This window comes from Paenirhodobacter sp., assembly GCF_041916475.1.
Lineage (GTDB): Bacteria > Pseudomonadota > Alphaproteobacteria > Rhodobacterales > Rhodobacteraceae > Rhodobacter.
The window spans coordinates 70,367-87,656 of record NZ_JAYRZN010000004.1; the positions used below are offsets into that span (position 1 = coordinate 70,367).

The 17,290-nt window shown below is 70.2% G+C and carries 14 protein-coding genes; 4 read left to right on the forward strand and 10 right to left on the reverse strand.

Annotated elements, in window-relative coordinates:
• Window positions 1–39: 39 nt before the first annotated feature.
• From ACOMG5_RS02800 to ACOMG5_RS02815, 4 genes are read left to right on the forward strand one after another with little or no spacing between them, the layout of a single operon-like run.
• Entirely contained in the window at window positions 40–828 is a 789-nt protein-coding gene (locus tag ACOMG5_RS02800; RefSeq protein ID WP_420342258.1) for an HpcH/HpaI aldolase/citrate lyase family protein, read from the forward strand.
• Window positions 825–2,192: an MmgE/PrpD family protein gene (locus tag ACOMG5_RS02805; RefSeq protein WP_420342259.1), complete on the forward strand. Its 1,368-nt coding sequence runs from the start codon at window positions 825–827 to the stop codon at window positions 2,190–2,192. The genes ACOMG5_RS02800 and ACOMG5_RS02805 overlap by 4 nt, the downstream gene beginning before the upstream one ends.
• Window positions 2,189–3,358 carry an acyl-CoA dehydrogenase family protein gene (locus tag ACOMG5_RS02810; RefSeq protein WP_420342260.1) on the forward strand — a complete coding sequence of 390 codons (1,170 nt, stop codon included), beginning with the start codon at window positions 2,189–2,191 and terminating at the stop codon, window positions 3,356–3,358. Before ACOMG5_RS02805 ends, ACOMG5_RS02810 begins: the two co-directional genes overlap by 4 nt.
• Entirely contained in the window at window positions 3,358–4,191 is an 834-nt protein-coding gene (locus tag ACOMG5_RS02815) for an FAS1-like dehydratase domain-containing protein (protein ID WP_420342261.1), read from the forward strand. The genes ACOMG5_RS02810 and ACOMG5_RS02815 overlap by 1 nt, the downstream gene beginning before the upstream one ends.
• On the opposite strand, the gene ACOMG5_RS02820 is transcribed toward ACOMG5_RS02815, so the two are convergent.
• The 10 genes from ACOMG5_RS02820 to ACOMG5_RS02865 all read right to left on the reverse strand — a co-directional run bounded on the left by ACOMG5_RS02820 (window position 4,182) and on the right by ACOMG5_RS02865 (window position 17,282).
• Window positions 4,182–5,519 (reverse strand): aspartate aminotransferase family protein, encoded by a 1,338-nt coding sequence (locus tag ACOMG5_RS02820; RefSeq protein ID WP_420342262.1) that lies wholly within the window; start codon window positions 5,517–5,519, stop codon window positions 4,182–4,184. The genes ACOMG5_RS02815 and ACOMG5_RS02820 overlap by 10 nt on opposite strands.
• An 11-nt stretch (window positions 5,520–5,530) precedes the next feature.
• Entirely contained in the window at window positions 5,531–6,571 is a 1,041-nt protein-coding gene (locus ACOMG5_RS02825; protein ID WP_420342263.1) for a phosphotransferase, read from the reverse strand.
• A gap of 6 nt (window positions 6,572–6,577) precedes the next feature.
• Window positions 6,578–7,714 carry a M20/M25/M40 family metallo-hydrolase gene (locus ACOMG5_RS02830; protein ID WP_420342264.1) on the reverse strand — a complete coding sequence of 379 codons (1,137 nt, stop codon included), beginning with the start codon at window positions 7,712–7,714 and terminating at the stop codon, window positions 6,578–6,580.
• Window positions 7,711–8,871, reverse strand: a complete 1,161-nt coding sequence (locus ACOMG5_RS02835) for a M20 aminoacylase family protein (RefSeq protein ID WP_420342265.1) — start codon at window positions 8,869–8,871, stop codon at window positions 7,711–7,713. Before ACOMG5_RS02835 ends, ACOMG5_RS02830 begins: the two co-directional genes overlap by 4 nt.
• A gap of 189 nt (window positions 8,872–9,060) precedes the next feature.
• Window positions 9,061–9,747: a GntR family transcriptional regulator gene (locus tag ACOMG5_RS02840; RefSeq protein WP_420342266.1), complete on the reverse strand. Its 687-nt coding sequence runs from the start codon at window positions 9,745–9,747 to the stop codon at window positions 9,061–9,063.
• A gap of 21 nt (window positions 9,748–9,768) precedes the next feature.
• Entirely contained in the window at window positions 9,769–11,166 is a 1,398-nt protein-coding gene (locus ACOMG5_RS02845) for an amidase family protein (RefSeq protein ID WP_420342267.1), read from the reverse strand.
• Window position 11,167: 1 nt separating this feature from the next.
• Complete coding sequence (locus tag ACOMG5_RS02850; protein WP_420342268.1) at window positions 11,168–12,769, reverse strand: gamma-glutamyltransferase; 1,602 nt, start codon at window positions 12,767–12,769, stop codon at window positions 11,168–11,170.
• A gap of 1 nt (window position 12,770) precedes the next feature.
• A complete protein-coding gene (locus ACOMG5_RS02855) occupies window positions 12,771–14,159 on the reverse strand; it encodes an amidase family protein (RefSeq protein ID WP_420342269.1) in 1,389 nt (462 codons plus the stop codon).
• Window positions 14,159–15,649, reverse strand: coding sequence for a M81 family metallopeptidase (locus ACOMG5_RS02860; protein ID WP_420342270.1), 1,491 nt, complete (start codon window positions 15,647–15,649; stop codon window positions 14,159–14,161). The genes ACOMG5_RS02855 and ACOMG5_RS02860 overlap by 1 nt, the downstream gene beginning before the upstream one ends.
• A 1-nt stretch (window position 15,650) precedes the next feature.
• On the reverse strand, window positions 15,651–17,282 hold the full coding sequence (locus ACOMG5_RS02865; RefSeq protein WP_420342271.1) for a dipeptide ABC transporter ATP-binding protein: 1,632 nt from the start codon (window positions 17,280–17,282) through the stop codon (window positions 15,651–15,653).
• Between the last annotated feature and the right edge of the window lie 8 nt (window positions 17,283–17,290).

Sequence of the window (17,290 nt, forward strand, 5' to 3'; positions counted from 1 at the left end):
GGCGGGGAAAGTGGCCAAAAGCCAGCCTGGGTGCCCCGTATGACAGACCTTTCCCGCATCGTTTTGCCGCTGTTCGTTCCGGCCGACAGGCCCGAACGCTTCGCCCGCGCGGCCGCCTCCGGCGCCGATGCGGTGGTCATCGACCTGGAGGATGCGGTGGCGCCCGCGGCGAAGGCTGCGGCGCGCGCGGGGCTCGGCGCGCTGCCCGGGCAGGCGCTGCTGCGGATCAATGCAGTGGGCACGCCCTGGCATGCGGAGGATCTGCGCGCCGCGGTGCGGCTGCGGCTCGCGGGCGTGGTGCTGCCGAAGGCGGAGAGTGCCGCGCAGGTGGCGCTGGTGCGCGCGGCAACAGGCCATCCGGTGATCGCGCTGATCGAGACCGCGCGGGGCCTCGCACAGGCGCGCGAGATCGCGGCCGAGGCGTCGCGGCTGGCCTTTGGCTCCATTGATTATGCGGCGGATCTGGGCATCGGGCATACGCGGGTGGCTTTGGCGCAGGCGCGGGCGGAGCTGGTGCTGGCGTCGCGGCTGACCGGGATCGCGGCGCCGATAGATGGTGTGACCACGGCCTTTCAGGACGCGGCCCTGATCGAGGACGACTGCCGCCATGCGGTGGAAATGGGCTTCGGCGGCAAGCTGCTGATCCATCCGGCGCAGGTCTCTCCGGCGCGGCGCGGCTTTGCGCCCCCGGCGGCGGAGATCGACTGGGCGCAGCGGGTGCTGGCGCTGCCCGAAGGCGCGGCGGTGGCGTTGGACGGGGCGATGGTGGATGCGCCGGTGCTGGCGCGGGCGCGGGCAATCCTGGCGCGCGCGGAGGCTGGCGCATGACGGCCACGGTGACACTGGCGGCCTTCGCGGCCGATTTCCCGGCGCAGGCGATCCCGGAGCCGGTGACGGAGCGGGCTCTTGCGCTGATGGTGGATCTGATCGGCTCGGGCATCCGCGCGGCCCATGCGGCGGAATCGACGCCCGCGGTCCTTGCGATGATCGCGCGGCTGGGCCTTGCGGGCGGGGCGGAGTGCACCGTCTTCGGGCTCAATCGGCGCTATGGCGCGGGGGCGGCAGCGCTGCTCAACGGGATGTTCGGCCATTCGCTGGATTTCGACGATACCCATGCCGACAGCTCGCTGCATCCGAGCGCCCCGGTGGTGCCGGCGGCGCTGGCGGCGGCGGAGCTGACGGGGGCGTCCGGGGCGGAGCTGCTCGCGGCGATCGTGGTGGGTTTCGAGACCTGCTGCCGCCTTGGCATGGCGCTGGACCCGACGGCGCATTACGCCCGCGGCTTTCACCCGACGGCCACCGCGGGCACCTTCGGCGCGGCTGCGGCGGCGGGGCGGCTCTTTGGCCTCGATGCCGCGCGCATGGCGGATGCGTTCGGGGTCGCCGCAAGCCAGGCTTCGGGCTCGCTGCAATTCCTGGTGAACGGCGCCTGGAATAAGCGCTACCAGGTCGGCGAGGCGGCGATGAAGGGGCTGATGGCGGCAAGCCTCGCGGCCGAGGGTTTCATCGGCGCGGCCGATGCGCTGGAGGGCATCCACGGCTTCCTCAAAGGATATTCCGACAGCGCAGACCCGGCCCGGGCCACGGCGGAGCTGGGCCGCAGATGGGAAACGCTGCGGATCGGGGTGAAGCCCTATCCGGCCTGCCGCTACACCCATGCCGCGGTGGATGGCATCCTCGCCCTGCGCGCACGCAACGGCTGGCAGGCGGCGGATATCGCTCGGATCACCGTCGGGCTGCACCGCAACGGCATCACCCTGGTGGGCGCGCCGCTGGCGGCGAAACGGCGCGCGCGCAGCATCGTGGAGGGCCAATTCTCCATGCCTTTTGCGGCGGCGGTGGCCCTGCTGCGCGGTGGCTTCGGCTGGGACGATTACGACCTGCTCGGCGCGCCCGCGGCGGAGGCGCTGGCCGAGCGTGTCGAGGTCGTCCGCGACGAGAGCCTCGAGGGCCTGCGCCACCCGTTCGGGGCGACGCTGGAGATCCGTGCGTGCGGCGAGACCCACCGGTTGCGAATCCCCGATCCTTCCGGCGAGCCCGAGACCTTCCCGGACGCGGCCGCGGCGGGCGCGAAATTCGCGGCGCTGGCCGGGCCGGTGCTGAACCGCGGCGCAGAGGATGTGCTGCGCCGCCTGCGCGGGCTTGCCTCCGCGCCCGATATCCGTGTTGCATTGCAGGAACTGGCCCCATGAAAGACATCAACAGCCACGGCGCGCGATATGCCGAGATCCGCGAAGGGATCCGCGCGCTTTGCGCCGGATTCCCGGCCGAATACCACCGGAAGATCGATGAGGACCGCGCCTATCCGGAGGCCTTCGTCGATGCGCTCACCCGCGAGGGCTGGATGGCGGCGCTGATCCCCGAAGCCTATGGCGGCGCCGGGCTCGGCCTCGCGGAGGCCAGCGTGATCATGGAGGAGATCAACCGTGCCGGGGGCAATTCCGGCGCCTGCCATGGCCAGATGTACAACATGACCACCCTGATCCGGCATGGCTCCGAAGAGCAGCGCCGGACCTACCTGCCGCAGATCGCCAGCGGCGCGCTGCGCCTGCAGAGCATGGGCGTGACCGAGCCCACCACCGGCACCGACACCACCCGGCTGAAGACCACCGCCGTGCGCCGGGGCGACCGCTATGTGATCAATGGCCAGAAGGTCTGGATCAGCCGGGTGCAGCATTCGGACCTGATGATCCTGCTCGCGCGCACGACCCCGCGCGACCAGGTGGCGAAGAAATCGGATGGGCTGTCGATCTTCCTCGTCGATGTGAAGGCGGCGATGGCGAAGGGAATGCAGGTGCGCCCGATCCTCAACATGGTCAATCACGAGACCAACGAGCTGTTCTTCGACGACCTCGAGATCCCGGCGGAGAACCTGATCGGCACCGAGGGGGAGGGGTTTCGCTATATCCTGACCGGGCTCAACGCCGAGCGCACGCTGATTGCGGCGGAATGCATCGGCGATGGCTACTGGTTCACCGACAAGGTGACCGGCTATGTGCGCGAGCGGCAGGTGTTCGGCCGCCCGATCGGGCAGAACCAGGGCGTGCAGTTCCCGATCGCGGAGGCCTATATCGAGGTCGAGGCGGCGAACCTGATGCGCTATGAGGCCTGCCGCAAGTTCGATGCCGGCCTGCCCTGCGGGGCGGAGGCCAACATGGCGAAATACCTCGCGGCGAAGGCCAGCTGGGAGGCGGCGAATGCCTGCCTGCAGTTCCATGGCGGCTTCGGCTTCGCCTGCGAATACGATGTGGAGCGCAAGTTCCGCGAAACCCGGCTGTATCAGGTGGCGCCGATCTCCACCAACCTGATCCTCAGCTATGTGGCCGAGCATGTCCTTGGCCTGCCAAGGAGCTTCTGATGGATATCGCGCATCTGCAGCAATGGATCGGCGCGCAGCATACCGCGACCGACCTGATCACACCGCGGCTCGCGAACGGGCTGGCGGCGGTGCTGGACGAAGGGTGCGAGCTTGCGCAGGGCGCGCCCGCGCCCGCGGGCATCCACTGGTGCCTCGCGCCCGATATTGCGCCGATGTCGGGGCTCGGGCCCGACGGGCATCCGGCGCGGGGAGGTTTTCTGCCGCCGGTGCCGCTGCCGCGGCGGATGTGGGCGGGCGGAGAGCTGGCTTTCACCGGCGAATTCCGCGTGGGCGACCGGGTGACGCGCAGCTCCCGGATCCAGGATGTGCGGGTGAAGACAGGCCGGACCGGCACGCTGTGCTTCGTGGCGGTGCGCCATGAGTATGCGACCCCGCGCGGCCCGGCGCTGAGCGAGCGCCACGATATCGTCTATCGGGCGCTGGAGGCCCCGGCGGGCGGAACGCCGCCGGAGCCCGCGCTGCCCGCCGAGACCGAGAGCCACAGCGTGGAGGCCAGCGCCACGCTCCTCGTGCGCTATTCGGAGGCGACGCTGAACGGCCACCGCATCCATTACGACCGCGACTATTGCCGCGATGTGGAGCTTTATCCGGGGCTGGTGGTGCACGGGCCGCTGCAGGCCACCTTCCTGCTGCGGCTCGCGCTGCGGATGGGTGGGCGGCTGCCTGCGCGCTTCACCTATCGCGGCACGGCGCCGCTCTTCGATGGCGGCGCCTTCCGGGTGTGCGGGGCCGCCGAAGCCGGGGGCCACGCGCTCTGGATTCGCAATGCCGCGGGCGCGGTGACGATGCTCGCGCGCGCGGATCAGCGGTAGATCGCGGCCAGCACGGCCTCGGTCTCCGTCAGCAGCCGGTCGGTATCGGCGGCGGAGAATACCAGCGGCGGGCGGATCTTCAGCACGTTCGCCGCAGGCCCGGTGGCCGAGATCAGCACCCGGCGCGCGCGCAGGTCGTTGACGATGCGCGCGGCCGCTGCGGCATCCGGGCTGCCGTCCGGGAGGATCATCTCCACCCCGAGATAGAGCCCCGCGCCGCGCACATCGCCGATGGCCGGGAACCGGGCGGCAAGCGCGCGCAGGCCTTCCGTCATCAGCGCGCCGATGCGCACAACATTCTCCTGCAGGCCCTCGTCGCGGATCGTGTCCAGCGTCGCCTGGGCCGCGGCCATGGCCACGCCATTGCCGCCGAAGGTGTTGAAGTAGCGCGTGTCGCGGCCGAATTCGGCGATCACTTCGGGGCGGATCGCGATGCCTGCGACCGGGTAGCCATTGCCCATCGGCTTGCCCATGCTGACGATATCCGGGTCCACCCCATGCCGCTGGAAGCCCCAGAAGCGCGCGCCGGTGCGGGCAAAGCCCGATTGCACCTCATCGGCCACGAACAGCCCGCCCGCCGCGCGCACCGCCTCGGCCACCGGGCCGAGGACCTCGGGCGTGCCGAAGATCCCGTCGGAGGAGAACAGGCTGTCGGCGATGAAGGCCGCAAGCCCGTCGCCGTGGCGCTTCAGCTCCCAGGCGTGCTCGGCCACGGCTTCGGCCATGCGCTGGCCGAGCGTGGCCGGATCGCCGCGGTAGCTGTCGGGCGCGGGCACGCGCCGCACCCAGGCCCCGAGCGGGGACTGATCGCCGAGCGAGGGCGAGAAGCTCGCCGTCAGGTCCGAATTGCCATGATAGGCTTCGGCGGTACAGATGATGCCGCGCCGCCCGGTGACATGGCGCGCGATCCGCATCGCGAGGTCGTTGGCCTCGGAGCCGGTGCAGGTGAACATCATGTGCCCGCTCGCGCCGATCTGGCCGCCGAAGCCCGGCAGCAGGCTTTCGGCATAATAGAGGATCCCGTCCTGGATGTAGCGGGTGTGGGTGCACAGGGTCTGCATCTGCCGCGTGACGGCCTCGACCACGCGCGGGTGGCAATGGCCGAGCGGCACCACATTGTTGTAGGCATCGAGGTATTCGTGCCCCGCGCGGTCATAGAGCTTCGTGCCCTGGCCGCGGCTGACCTGAACCGGATCCTTGTAGAACAGCCGGTAGGCCGGCCCGAGCAGCCGCTGCCGGCGGCGGATGGCCTCGGCGGTCTCGGCGGACAGCCCGCTCAGGCTGGCCGGGTCGAATGCATTCACCATCTTGCCGCGCGGCGTCGACATCGGGATCCCTTTCAAGGCAACAGGGTGGAAATCTGCTCGGGTGTGCGCGCCAGGAACCATGCGAGCTGCGCCCAGCCCTGGTCCGTGTTGCGCAGGATATAACGACTGTTATCGGGAAATTCGCGGGCCCGCCACAGCGACAGCAGCGCCCGCGTGATGATCCGCCCCATCACCAGATGCGGCAGCAGGGCGCGCTCCTCCGTGCTCAGCGCGGCCACCTCCAGATAGCCCGCAAGCAGCTGTTTCGCCTCCGCGAGCAGGTCCTCGACCGGGGTCTCGGCGGCGTCGCGCGGCAGCTGATTGAGGAGCGCGGTGGAGACGTCGATGGCGATGGCAGTCTCCACCACATCGCCGAAATCGATGATGCCGCACACCCCACCCGGCCGGGCAACGAGCAGGTTCGAGCGGCTGAAATCATTGTGCACCACCTGCCGGGGCAGAGCATGGATCCGCGGCAGCAGGGCGCGGTAGCGGATCAGCCCGGCTTCCAGCATCGCCCTGTGCCCGGCGTCATCGACCTGCGCCAGCAGCGGCGAGAGCGCATCGAGGTGACGCACATCCCAGGCCAGCATTCGCCGCGCGCCGGGATGGCGGAAATCCGCCAGCGCGAGGCGCAGCCGCCCGAGAAGCCGCCCGATCTCGTGCCGCTCGGCCGGGGTGGGCGTGACGGTATCGAGCACGGTGCCGGGCAGATAGCTCATCAGCCGCACCCGGCGCAGGCCGCTGGCATCGGTCAGCTCCGGCACCAATGCACCATTGCGCGCAGGCAGGATCCGCGGCACCGGCAGATCCGGCGCGCGCCGCTCCAGATGCCGTAGTACTTCGGCCTGAAGATCCAGCTCTGCGGCGCTCTCGCCGGGGTTGGCGATCTTCAGGATGTAGCTTTGCGCGCCCGCATCGAGGCGGAACGTATCGTCCTTCTCCGTATCCAGCCGGCGCAGATCGCCGCTGAGCCCATAGAGCGCCTGCGCCGCGTCACGCGCGGCCTCGGGCGTGATCCGCACGAACCGCGTGGACAGCGCGCCGAGGTCGATCTGGCCGGCTGCGCTCATGCTGCCTCAGCTTCCCAGCGTACAGAACAGCCCCGCCAGCAGGCGCGTCCGCGGCACCAGGCTGGAGGCGAGGATATGTTCATTGAGCGTATGCAGCCCGGCGCCCGTCACCCCGAGCGAGCACAGCGAGGGTACGCGCAATGCGCCCGAGAAATTCGCGTCCGAGCCGCCGCCCGAAGAGGCATAGGGCAGCTCCATCCCGATTTCCGCGGCAAGGCCCTTCGCCACCTCATAGAGCGCCATCGTCTCGGGCTGGCCATTCTCCCAGACCGGACGGGTGACCGTCTGGCGCACGGAGAAAGTCACGCCGTTGCGCAAACCCGCCATGGCCAGGATTCGGGCGACGCCGGCATCGAGATCGGCCTGCTCCTTGGCCATGGAGAGCACCTGCGCGCGGGCAAAGCTCGGCACGCAGTTCACCCATTGCCCGGAGGTGACGTCATTGACCGAGAAGGTGCAGTCGGCTGTGGTCATCTCCTCGATCTCGAGGATCCGCCGCGCCAGCTCGCGCACCGCAGAGGTGCCCGCCTCCAGATGTGCGCCGGCGTGGCTCGGCACGCCCTCGCAGCTGATCTCGAACCGCGCGATGGCATAGCGCCCTGTGGTGACGCCGTTCTGGGGCAGCGCGGGCTCCGGGCAGAGGAAATAGCGGTTCGCCAGCGCCTCCGCCTCGATCAGCCCGCGGGTCGCGGGGCTGCCGATCTCCTCATCCGGGGTGAACAGGAAGGTCACCGGCAAGGGCGTGACGATGCCTGCCCGCAGGATCCGCCGCATCGCCTCCAGCGCAATGTAATTGCCGGATTTCATGTCCTGGATGCCGGGGCCATAGACCTTGTCGCCCTCGATCCGGAACGGGTTCTTCGCCAGCGTGCCCACAGGGTGCACCGTATCGAAATGCCCCGAGACCAAGATCCCCGGCGTGCCCTGATCCGGATGCGGCAGCCGCGCGCGCACCGAAGGCCCGCAGCCCATCCGGCCCGGAATGATCTCCACCGTGGCGCCGATCGCGGCGCAGTCGAAGGCGACGATATCCATCATCCGCGCCAGCGCCGCCGGGTCGTAGGTCGGGCTTTCGCATTCGATCCAGGGGCGCAGGCCCTCGATCATGTCGTCCGTGTCAAACGGGAGGTCCGGCAGGGTCATTGCGCGGCCCCCCGGCGTTCCACGAGCCGCGCATAGAGGCTCGCGCCCAGCGGCAGGATCTCGTCATCGAGGACGAACCCCGGGTTGTGCAGCGGCACGGTGCCGCGATGGCCTATCGTGCAATAGGCGCCGGGTACGATCCTGAGCATATCGGCAAAATCCTCTGATCCCATCTGAACTTCGGTCTTTTCCACGCTGAGCGTCTCGCCCGCGATCTCGGTGGCGCAGGCGAGCATGTCGGCCGCGCGCGCAGGGTCGTTCACCAGCACGTCGAACACGTTCCAGATCTTCACCCCGATCTCCACCCCATGCGCCAGCGCATGGCCCGCGCAGATCTCGCGCAGCCGCTCGGCCATCAGCGCGCCGGTGGCGGCATCGAACCAGCGCAGCGTGCCCGAGAGCAGGGCGCCATCGGGAATGACGTTATAGGCCGAGCCCGCGTTGAATTTCGTCACCGACAGCACGGCCGGTTCGGTCGGCGGCACATTGCGCGCGACGATCGCCTGCAGCGCCTGCACCAGCGCCGCGCCGATCAGAACCGGGTCCCGGCTCGCTTGCGGCATCGCGCCATGGCTGCCGCGGCCCTTGATCTCGATGTCGAAGAAATCCGCGCCCGCCATGGCCGCGCCGGGCTTCACCCCGATCTGGCCCGGGGTCTGGCCGGGCCAGTTGTGCATGCCGTAGATTTCGTCGCAGGGGAAGCGCGCGAACAGCCCGTCGCGGATCATGGCGCGGGCGCCGCCGAGGCCCTCTTCGGCAGGCTGGAAGATGAACACCGCGCGCCCGGCGAAATCGCGCGTTTCGGCCAGGTAGCGCGCCGCGCCCAGCAACATGGTGGTATGTCCGTCATGGCCGCAGCCGTGGAACACGCCCGGCGTGCGCGAGGCGAAGGGGAGGTTCGTGGCCTCCTCCATCGGCAGCGCGTCCATATCGGCGCGCAGGCCGATGCTGCGGCCCGGGCGGCTGCCGTCCAGCAGGCCTACGACGCCGGTCCCGCCGAGGCCGCGGTGGACGCTGATGCCCCAGCCCGCGAGCAGGGCCGCAACTTTGTCCGCGGTGCGGTGCTCCTGAAAGCCGATTTCGGGATGGGCGTGCAGATCGTGGCGGATCGCCGTCAGATCGGGGGCGAAGGCGGCGATGCGGTCGAGGATGGGCATGGGGGCCTCCGGGCGGTGCGATTCCTGTCGCGGGTTCAGTCAATGATGATTGCCGATTGTCGTCAATATGAAATCTGTTCGTGGCGCTGGCTAATTTATTTCATGAATACAATATGTTGATGCGCATCCGCCTCCCGCAGGCGGGGCAGGTGTTTTGGCTTTCGCCCCGCATTTGCCGCGGAAGGCGGCTCAGCCTGCGGCGGCTTCCTGTTGCCGGAGCCAGGCCGTCAGCCGCTGGCCTTCGGTTTCGTCATGGTGCCAGGCAGCCTGTGCGGCGGCATCCGCATCGCCCGCGGTCAGCGCAGCAATCAGGGGTTCGTGCTGCGCGATGATATCGGCCGGGCCGGTGGCGACATGGGTGTTCGAGGTGGCGATGAACAGGCGCACCTGCTGCTCCACCAGCCGGTACTGCGCCGCGAGGCGCCGGTGGCCGCTGGCGTCGATGATGGCGCGGTGCAGCGCGAAATCGGCGTCGATCATCGCCCTCAGGTCGCCCTCAGCGCAGGCCAGAAGCAGCGCCTGCCCCGCGCCTGCCAGCCCGGCGCGGATCTCGGGCTCCTGCCGCGCCGCCGCGAGCCGCGAGGCGAGGCTTTCCAGGCTGCCGCGCAGGGTCCAGATCTCCCACACATCCTGCGCGCTCAGCGAGGCCACCTGCCAGCCGGTATAGGGGATCTGCACCACGATCCCCTCGGAATGCAGCCGCTGCAACGCCGCGCGCAGCGTCGCACGCGCGACGCCCAGCCGCTCCGACAGCGCGATCTCCGTCAGCCGACCGCCCGGGGCGATCTCTCCGGAGAGGATGAAATCGCGCAGGGCATCGGTGACGAGGGCTTCGGTCGTCTGTCGGGTCACGGGGCGCAGCTTGTCGATCGACATGGGGTCTCCGGCTCAGGCGGCTCAGGGGGTGGCGATGGTCACGGGCGGCTGGCGTGCCTCGATCGCCTCGGCCGCGGCCAGCGCGACGTCCTCGCGGTATTTCCCGGCGACGATCTGGATGCCGAGCGGCGTGCCATCCGCCATCAGCCCGGTGTTGAGCGTGAGGCTGGGAAGGCCCGTGACCGGCAGGCCGATCATCGTCATCTGGGCGCGCCAGACGCGGGTATAATCCTCCGGGCTGCGCAGGTCCAGATCGTCGGCGAAGGGCAGCTCGGCGCAGGGCGGCAGCAGCACCACCGGATAGCGCTCCATGAACAGCGACCATTCCCGCGCGATCCCGAGACGGCGCGACAGCGCGGCGGAGAATTCGGCCATGCCGAGGCTGCGCGCGAATGCGCGCTGCCCGGCGAGCGCCGCCAGGGCGCCCGGGTCTCCCTCCCGTTCCGCCGCGGCGACGAGGCCCGGATAATCATCCCCGAACCACAGCGTGAGCTGGATCCCCACCGCTTCCTCGATCGGCGGCAGCGCGTCGATCTCGTCGACCTGCCAGCCCGCATCGCGCAGCCGCTCGGCCGCGGCGATCAGCGCCTGTTCCAGCTCCGGCGCGGTCTGCATCCCGTCCGGGCGCAGGCACAGCGCCGCGCGCCGCGCGACGGGCGCGCCGGTGAGCGGCACCGGCATCCACCACGGGTCGCGCGGATCGGGCCGGGCCATGGCCGCGAGGCCGAGGCGCAGGTCGTCCACCGTCCGCGCGAGCGGGCCCGAGACGGCCATGATCTGCCCGCCAATGGTGCGGTCCTTGCCGGTGGCATTATAGGCCGCGACCCGCCCGAGCGAGGGGCGCAGGCCATGGATGCCGCAGGCATAGGCCGGATAGCGGATCGAGCCGGCGATATCGGTGCCATGGCCGATCGCGCCGATCCCGGCCGCCGTGGCGGAGCCCGCCCCGCCGGAGGAGCCGCCGGGTGTCAGGTCGCGGCGCCGCGGGTTGTAGGTGTGGCCATGCAGCAGGTTGTTGCAAAACCAGCGGTAGCTGAAAGCGGGCGTGTTGGTGCGCCCGACACAGACCGCCCCGGCAGACAGCAGGCTTTCCACCACCGGGTTGTGCGCCTGCGCGATCAGATCCTTCTGCGCAGTGATGCCGTTGGTGGTGGCATAGCCCGCCTGATCGACATTGACCTTGATCGTCACCGGCACGCCCGCAAGCGGCCCCGGATCGCGCCCGGCGGCCAGCGCCGCATCCACCGCCGCCGCGGCGGCCAGCGTTTCTTCGGGGCGCGCCTCCACCACCGCGTTGATCGCGGGGTTCACCGCCTCCATCCGCGCGAGCGACGCCTGCGCGACCTCCACGGCGGAGACCTGGCGCGCGCGCACCATGGCGGCGATCGCGGTTGCAGGCAGGGACCAGAGCTCGGTCATCTCATTCTCCTTCGCCGGGCATCAGCGCCGCGCCCTCCTGGACCGCATCGGCCCAGGCGTGCCAAGGCTCGGCCATGCCCTCATTGATACCGTCGCGCCGGCGCACGGCGCCCAGCGTGGTGAAATTGTTCGGATGCTCCAGCCGCTCCGTCAGCACCACCGGAAACACTGTCGCCAGCAGATCGACCGCCTCCTGCCCGAGCCGCGCATCGGCCACCAGCACGGGCGGCGCCGAGAGGTCGTAGCGCGGCGCCGCAATCGCCTGCTCCAGCTCCATCCCCTCATCGGCCAGGTGGATCAGCGCCTGATAGACCGCGGGCAGGATCTTGCGCCCGCCGGAGCCGCCGATGGTGATCACGTCCTCATCCGGGCCGGTCATCATCATCGGCGCATAATTCGCCAGCGCCTTTTTCGCCGGACCGATGGCATTCACCCGCCCGGGGCGCGGGTCGAACCAGTTCACCCCGTTGTTGAGCAAGATGCCCGTCTGCGGCGAGACCACACCCGAGCCGAACAACGACAGCAGCGTCTGCGTCAGCGACACCGCCATGCCGTTGCGGTCGATCACCGACAGATGCGTGGTGCAGCTGGGCAGGGTGCGTTCGGCGCCATCGCCCAGATGGGCGAAGCGGTGCTCCCAGGCGCGGGCCATGGCTTCGGCGCTGCGCAGCGTGCCCTGCGCGCCGGGGGCGGGGGCCTCCGCGTTCAGGTGGCGCAGCGCGAGCGCGACGGTCACGCCGCCGTTCAGCGCGGGCACCAGATGCACGGTGCGGTCGCGGAAGGGCTCGGAGGCGGCTTCGCTCGCCACGGCGCGGAAGCCCGCGAGGTCCGCCACATCCAGATAGCCGCCCTGCGCCTGTATATCGGCGCAGAGCGCGGCCGCGATCTCGCCGGTATACAGCGCCGCGGCGCCTTCGGCCGAAATCCGGGCCAGCGTGGCGGAGAGGGCCGCATTCGGCAGCCGCAGCACCTTGCCCGAGACCGCCGCAGGCGCTGAAGGCGGCAGCCCGCCCGGCAGGAACCAGGCGGCGCAGGCCGCGTTGCGGCGCAGCCGGCCCATGTCCTGCGCGATCCAGAGCGTCATCTGCGCATCGACCAGCGGCCCTTCGGCGGCCAGCGCCACGGCGGGCGCCACCAGCTCCGCCCAGGGCATCCGCCCGAAGCGCGCATGCGCCGCCTCGAGCCCGCGCAGAAGGCCCGGAATACAGATCGACTTCGCCCCGATGACATTGCGGTCCTCGAGGACATTGGGCCAGCCGAACAGGTCGCCGTCCTTGCCCTCCACCAGCGGGAAGTCGGCCGGGTCCAGCCGCGCGGGGGCGCGGGCGCCGGCGTCTATTGCGGTGACGGCGCCGCCCTCCGGGCGCACCAGCATGGCGCCGACGCCGCCGATGCCGCTCATCCAGGGCTCCAGCACCCCGAGCGCGAAGGAGGTGGCGATGGCCGCATCCACCGCCGTGCCGCCCGCGCGCAGCACTTCGGCGCCGATATGCGCGGCCTGCCGGTTCTGCGCGGTGACGATGCCGCCGGGGCCGCGGGTGGCGGGCTTCGTGATGCGCAGCCCGCGCGAGAGATTGGGGGAACGGATATCGGTGATGGTCATGTCAGGCTCGGGGGTCGATCGGGGAAGGGGGGGTGCCGCGGGCTTCGATCGCTTCGCCCGCGGCAAAGCAGAACTCCTCCCGGCCGCGCCCGGCCAGGATCTGTACGCCCACCGGCGCTGTGCCCACCATGCCGGTGGAGACGGTGAGCGCGGGCATCCCGATCGCGGGCGGCCCGGCCATGAAATACTGCCGCTCCGTCAGCCAGCGGAAGCCATTCCGGAGGTCTGCATCCACAGGGAAGGGCAGCTCCGAGGAGACCGGCATCAGCAAAACGGGGTAGCGCTCGAAGAGCTCCGCCCAGGCGCGTACCAGCGCCGCGCGCCGGGTCAGCGTATCGCCGAATTCGGTGATGCTGACGGGGCCGACCCAGTCCATCGCGCCGCGCATGGCGAAAAGCGCGCCCGGGTCGCCCTCGGCCTCGGCCGCGGCAAGGATCCGCTCCGGCGCATCGGCGATCCAGAGCTTGTGCATGATCAGGCTGGCTTCCTTCAGGGGCGGCAGGCCGTCGAGCTCGATCACCGTCCAGCCCGCATCCTGCAGCCGCCGGGCGGCGTCGCGCAGCGCGGCCTCCACTTCGGGCGCGGTCTCGATGCCTTCGGGATGGGCGCAGAAGGCCGCCAGCCGCGGGGGCTGCGGGCAGGGCGGAGCCTCGAAGCACCAGGGGTCGCGGATGTCGCGCCCGGCCATCGCCTGAAAGCCCAGCCGCACATCATGCACCGTGCGCGCGAGCGGCCCCTGCACCGACATCAGCTGAAAGCCGATGCTGCGGTCCGGGCCGGTGGCGTTATACGTGGGCACCCGGCCGAGCCCGGGGCGCAGCCCATGGATGCCGCAGGCATAGGCCGGATAGCGCACGGAGCCGCCGATGTCGTTGCCATGGCCGATGCAGCCGATGCCCGCGGCCGTGGCCGCCGCCGCGCCGCCCGAGGAGCCGCCGGGCGTGAGGGCCGGGTCGCGCGGGTTTTTCGTGGCTCCATGGAGCAGGTTGTCGGTGAAATAGCGCGCGCTGAAGGCGGGTGTGTTGGTGCGCCCCAGCAGCACCGCGCCCGCGCGCAGGAAGCCATCCACCACCGGGTTGTTTTCCGTGGCGATCAGGTCGGCCTTGCCGCGCAGCCCGTTCGACGTGGCATAGCCCTTCTGGTCGATGTTGATCTTGATCGTTACCGGCACACCGGCGAGCGGCCCCAGGGCTGCGCCACGCGCTATCTGCGCATCCACCGCGGAGGCCTGTGCGCGCACGTCTTCGGGATTGTGGTCCACCACAGCATTCAGCGCCGGGTTCACCGCATCGAGCCGCGCGAGCGCCGCCTCGGCGACCTCTGTCGCCGAGACCTGCTTCAGCCGGATGAGGTTGGCCGTCTGCGCGGCCGAAAGGCGCCAGAGCTCCATCACGCCGTCTCCTTCGCGGGGCTGTAGGCCGGGCCGCCGGGCATCAGGCGCAGCCCCTCGGGCAGGTGGTGCCACGCCCAGTCGGTGGCGCGCATCATCATCGCGCCCGGGGCGGTGGCGGTGAGGATCTCGGCCGCGATCGGGCGGAAATCGGCGCGGAAGTGGATTGCGCTTTTGACCACGAGGATATCGGTATCGGTGGGCTCCACGCCCAGATAGCGGAACATCTCGCGGTCGGCGAGCTGCGCCTTCTGGCTCGCGACGAGGAGCCGCACCCCCCCGAGCCGCAGGCACGCGGACGCGCCGAGATCCATGTCGCGCTCACCGTAATAGGGGCCATAGGTGCGCAGCTTGCCATCCGACAGCGCCTCGACGGTGAAGGCCGCCTGCAGCGGGCCATCTCCGGTCTTGCCGCCGAGCGCGAGCGTCACCGTGCCGCCCAGCCCCGCCGCCTGCGCCGCGCGCACCGCGGCCGGGTCGTGAATGACGCCCACGGCCGCATCGGGCGCCCCGGCCGCAACGAGCGCGCGCGCGAGCCCCATCGTATCGGAGCTGCCGCCCGCGCCGGGATTGTCCTGCGCATCGGCGATGACCACCGGCCGCTGGCCGCGCGCATTCAGCGAGAGCGCCGCCGCTACCGCCGCATCGGGCGCATAGAGCGGGCCTTCGAACTGCGCCTCAGCCGCGCGGATTTCGGCCGCAAGTGCTGCCACCGCGGCCTCCGCCTCCGCGCCATAGCCCCAGACCACCGGGCCGCATTCGGGGAAATCCGCCGCCGGAAAGCCCATCGCCCAGGACAGGCTCGGCAGTCCATGCGCGGCCTCGATCCGGGCGAGACTTTGATAAAGGCCGCGGGCGGGGTCCTCTTCCGTGGCCTGCCAGCAGATCGGGATCATGTAGGGGATGCGGCTCATCGCCTTCACGAAGGGCCCGTCGGCCAGCCGTCGGCGCAGGAGCGCGAAGGCGCGGCGCCCGGTCTCGGCCATATCCACATGCGGATAGGTGCGGAACGCGACCAGCGCATCGGCGAGCTCCACCATCCGCGCCGTCACATTGGCATGCAGATCGAGGCTCACGATCACTGGCACATCGGTGATCGCGCGGATCCGGGACAGAAGCTCGCCCTCGCCATCCTCGACATGCTCGGCCACCATCGCCCCGTGCAGATCCAGATAGATCGCATCCGCGGGCAGCCGCGCGCGAATCCCGTTCACGATCTCGCCCGCGATCCGCTCGTAGGTCTCGCGCGCGACATGGCCCGAAGGGCAGGCCGCGCACCACAGGATCGGCACCACCTCCGCGCCCGCCTCCCGTGCGGCGGCGAGGAAGCCTGCGCCCGGTATGTTGGCGGTGGGCACCAGAGCGCGCACCACCTCCTCCCCGCGGCACAGGCCCGGAAAGCCGCCGCCATGGGCGAAGGCCGCATCATCGGCCAGATCGGGGGCGAAGGTATTGGTTTCATGCTGGAAACCCGCGAAGAGGATACGCATCTCAGAGAGCCTTCTGGGCTGGACGGAAGTTCTGGAAATCCCAGTCCGGCGCGGGGGCCGCGTCGATCAGGGCCTTGGTATAGGCATGCGCGGGCCAGGCCAGCACGTCGCGCGCGGGGCCCTGCTCCACGATCCGGCCGCGGCTCATCACCACGATCGTGTTGCAGATCTGCGCCGCGACCCGCAGATCGTGGGTGATGAACAGGATCGAGACCCCGGTATTGGTGCGGATGTCTTCGAGGAGTTTCAGCACTTGCGCCTGCACCGTCACATCCAGCGCCGAGACCGCCTCGTCCGCGATCAGCAGGTCCGGCTCCATCACCACCGCGCGGGCGATGGCGATGCGCTGGCGCTGCCCGCCCGAGAACTGGTGCGGGAAGCGGTTCATCACCGCGGCGGGCATGTTCACCATCTCCAGCGTTTCGGCCGCCTTGCGCCGCGCCTCCGCCTCCGGCACGCCATAGTTCACCAGCCCCTCCATCAGCGACTGGCCGATGGTGCGGCGCGGGTTCAGCGAGCGGTACGGGTCCTGGAAGATGTACTGCACCTGCTTGCGCACCCCGCGCAGGTTGGCCAGCGGCACGATGTCCTGGCCATTGAGCACCACCGCGCCTTCGGAGGGCTCGGTGAGCCGCATCACGCAGCGCGCCACGGTGGATTTGCCCGATCCGGATTCGCCGATGATCCCGGTGATCTCGCCCTTGCGCACCGTGAAGGAGATCCCCTGGGCTGCGACGAAGGAGCTGTCGCGCATCAGCCCCTTGTTGCCATAGCGCTTCAGCAGGCCGATCACCTCCAGCACCTTCGGGCTTTTTGGCTCCGGCGGATCGCAGCGCGGGATCAGGCTCGGCACCGAGGACACCAGCATCCGGGTATAGTCCTGCTGCGGCGCAGACAGGATCTGATCCCGCGTGCCGGTCTCCACCAGATCGCCGCGGTTCATCACCACGATCCGGTCGGCGATTTCCGACACCACCCCGAAATCATGGGTGACAAAGACGACGGCGGTCTTCTCCTGCTCCTGCAGCTCCTTGATCAGATGCAGGATCTGCTTTTGCGTGGTCACGTCGAGGGCGGTGGTGGGCTCGTCGGCCAGCAGCAGGCGCGGGCGCAGGATCAGCGCCATGGCGATGACGATCCGCTGGCGCTGCCCGCCCGAAAGCTGGTGCGGATAGCGGGCGTAGAGCTTTTCCACATCGGGCAGATGCACGCGCTCCATCATGTCGAGCACGCGCTTGCGCCGCTCCGCGGCCGGGAGCCTGGTGTGCAGGCGCAGGACTTCGTCGATCTGGGCGCCCACGGTTTTCACCGGGTTGAGCGCGGTCATCGGCTCCTGGAACACCATCGCCACCTTGGAGGCGCGCAGCGCGCGCATCCGCGCCGGGCTCGCCTGCAGCACGTCCTCGCCATCGAGCAGGATCCGCCCGCCGGTGACCTGCAGCGCGTCCTTCGGCAAGAGCCCCATCACCGCCATCGAGGTGACGGATTTGCCGGAGCCGGATTCGCCGACGATGCAGACGGTCTCGCCCTCGCGCACGGTGAAGCCGATGTTGCGCACGATCGGTTTGGCGCCGGCCGGGCGGGTGTCGATGGTCACGTCCTCGACGGCGAGGACAACGGGGGTATCGGTCATCACAGCGC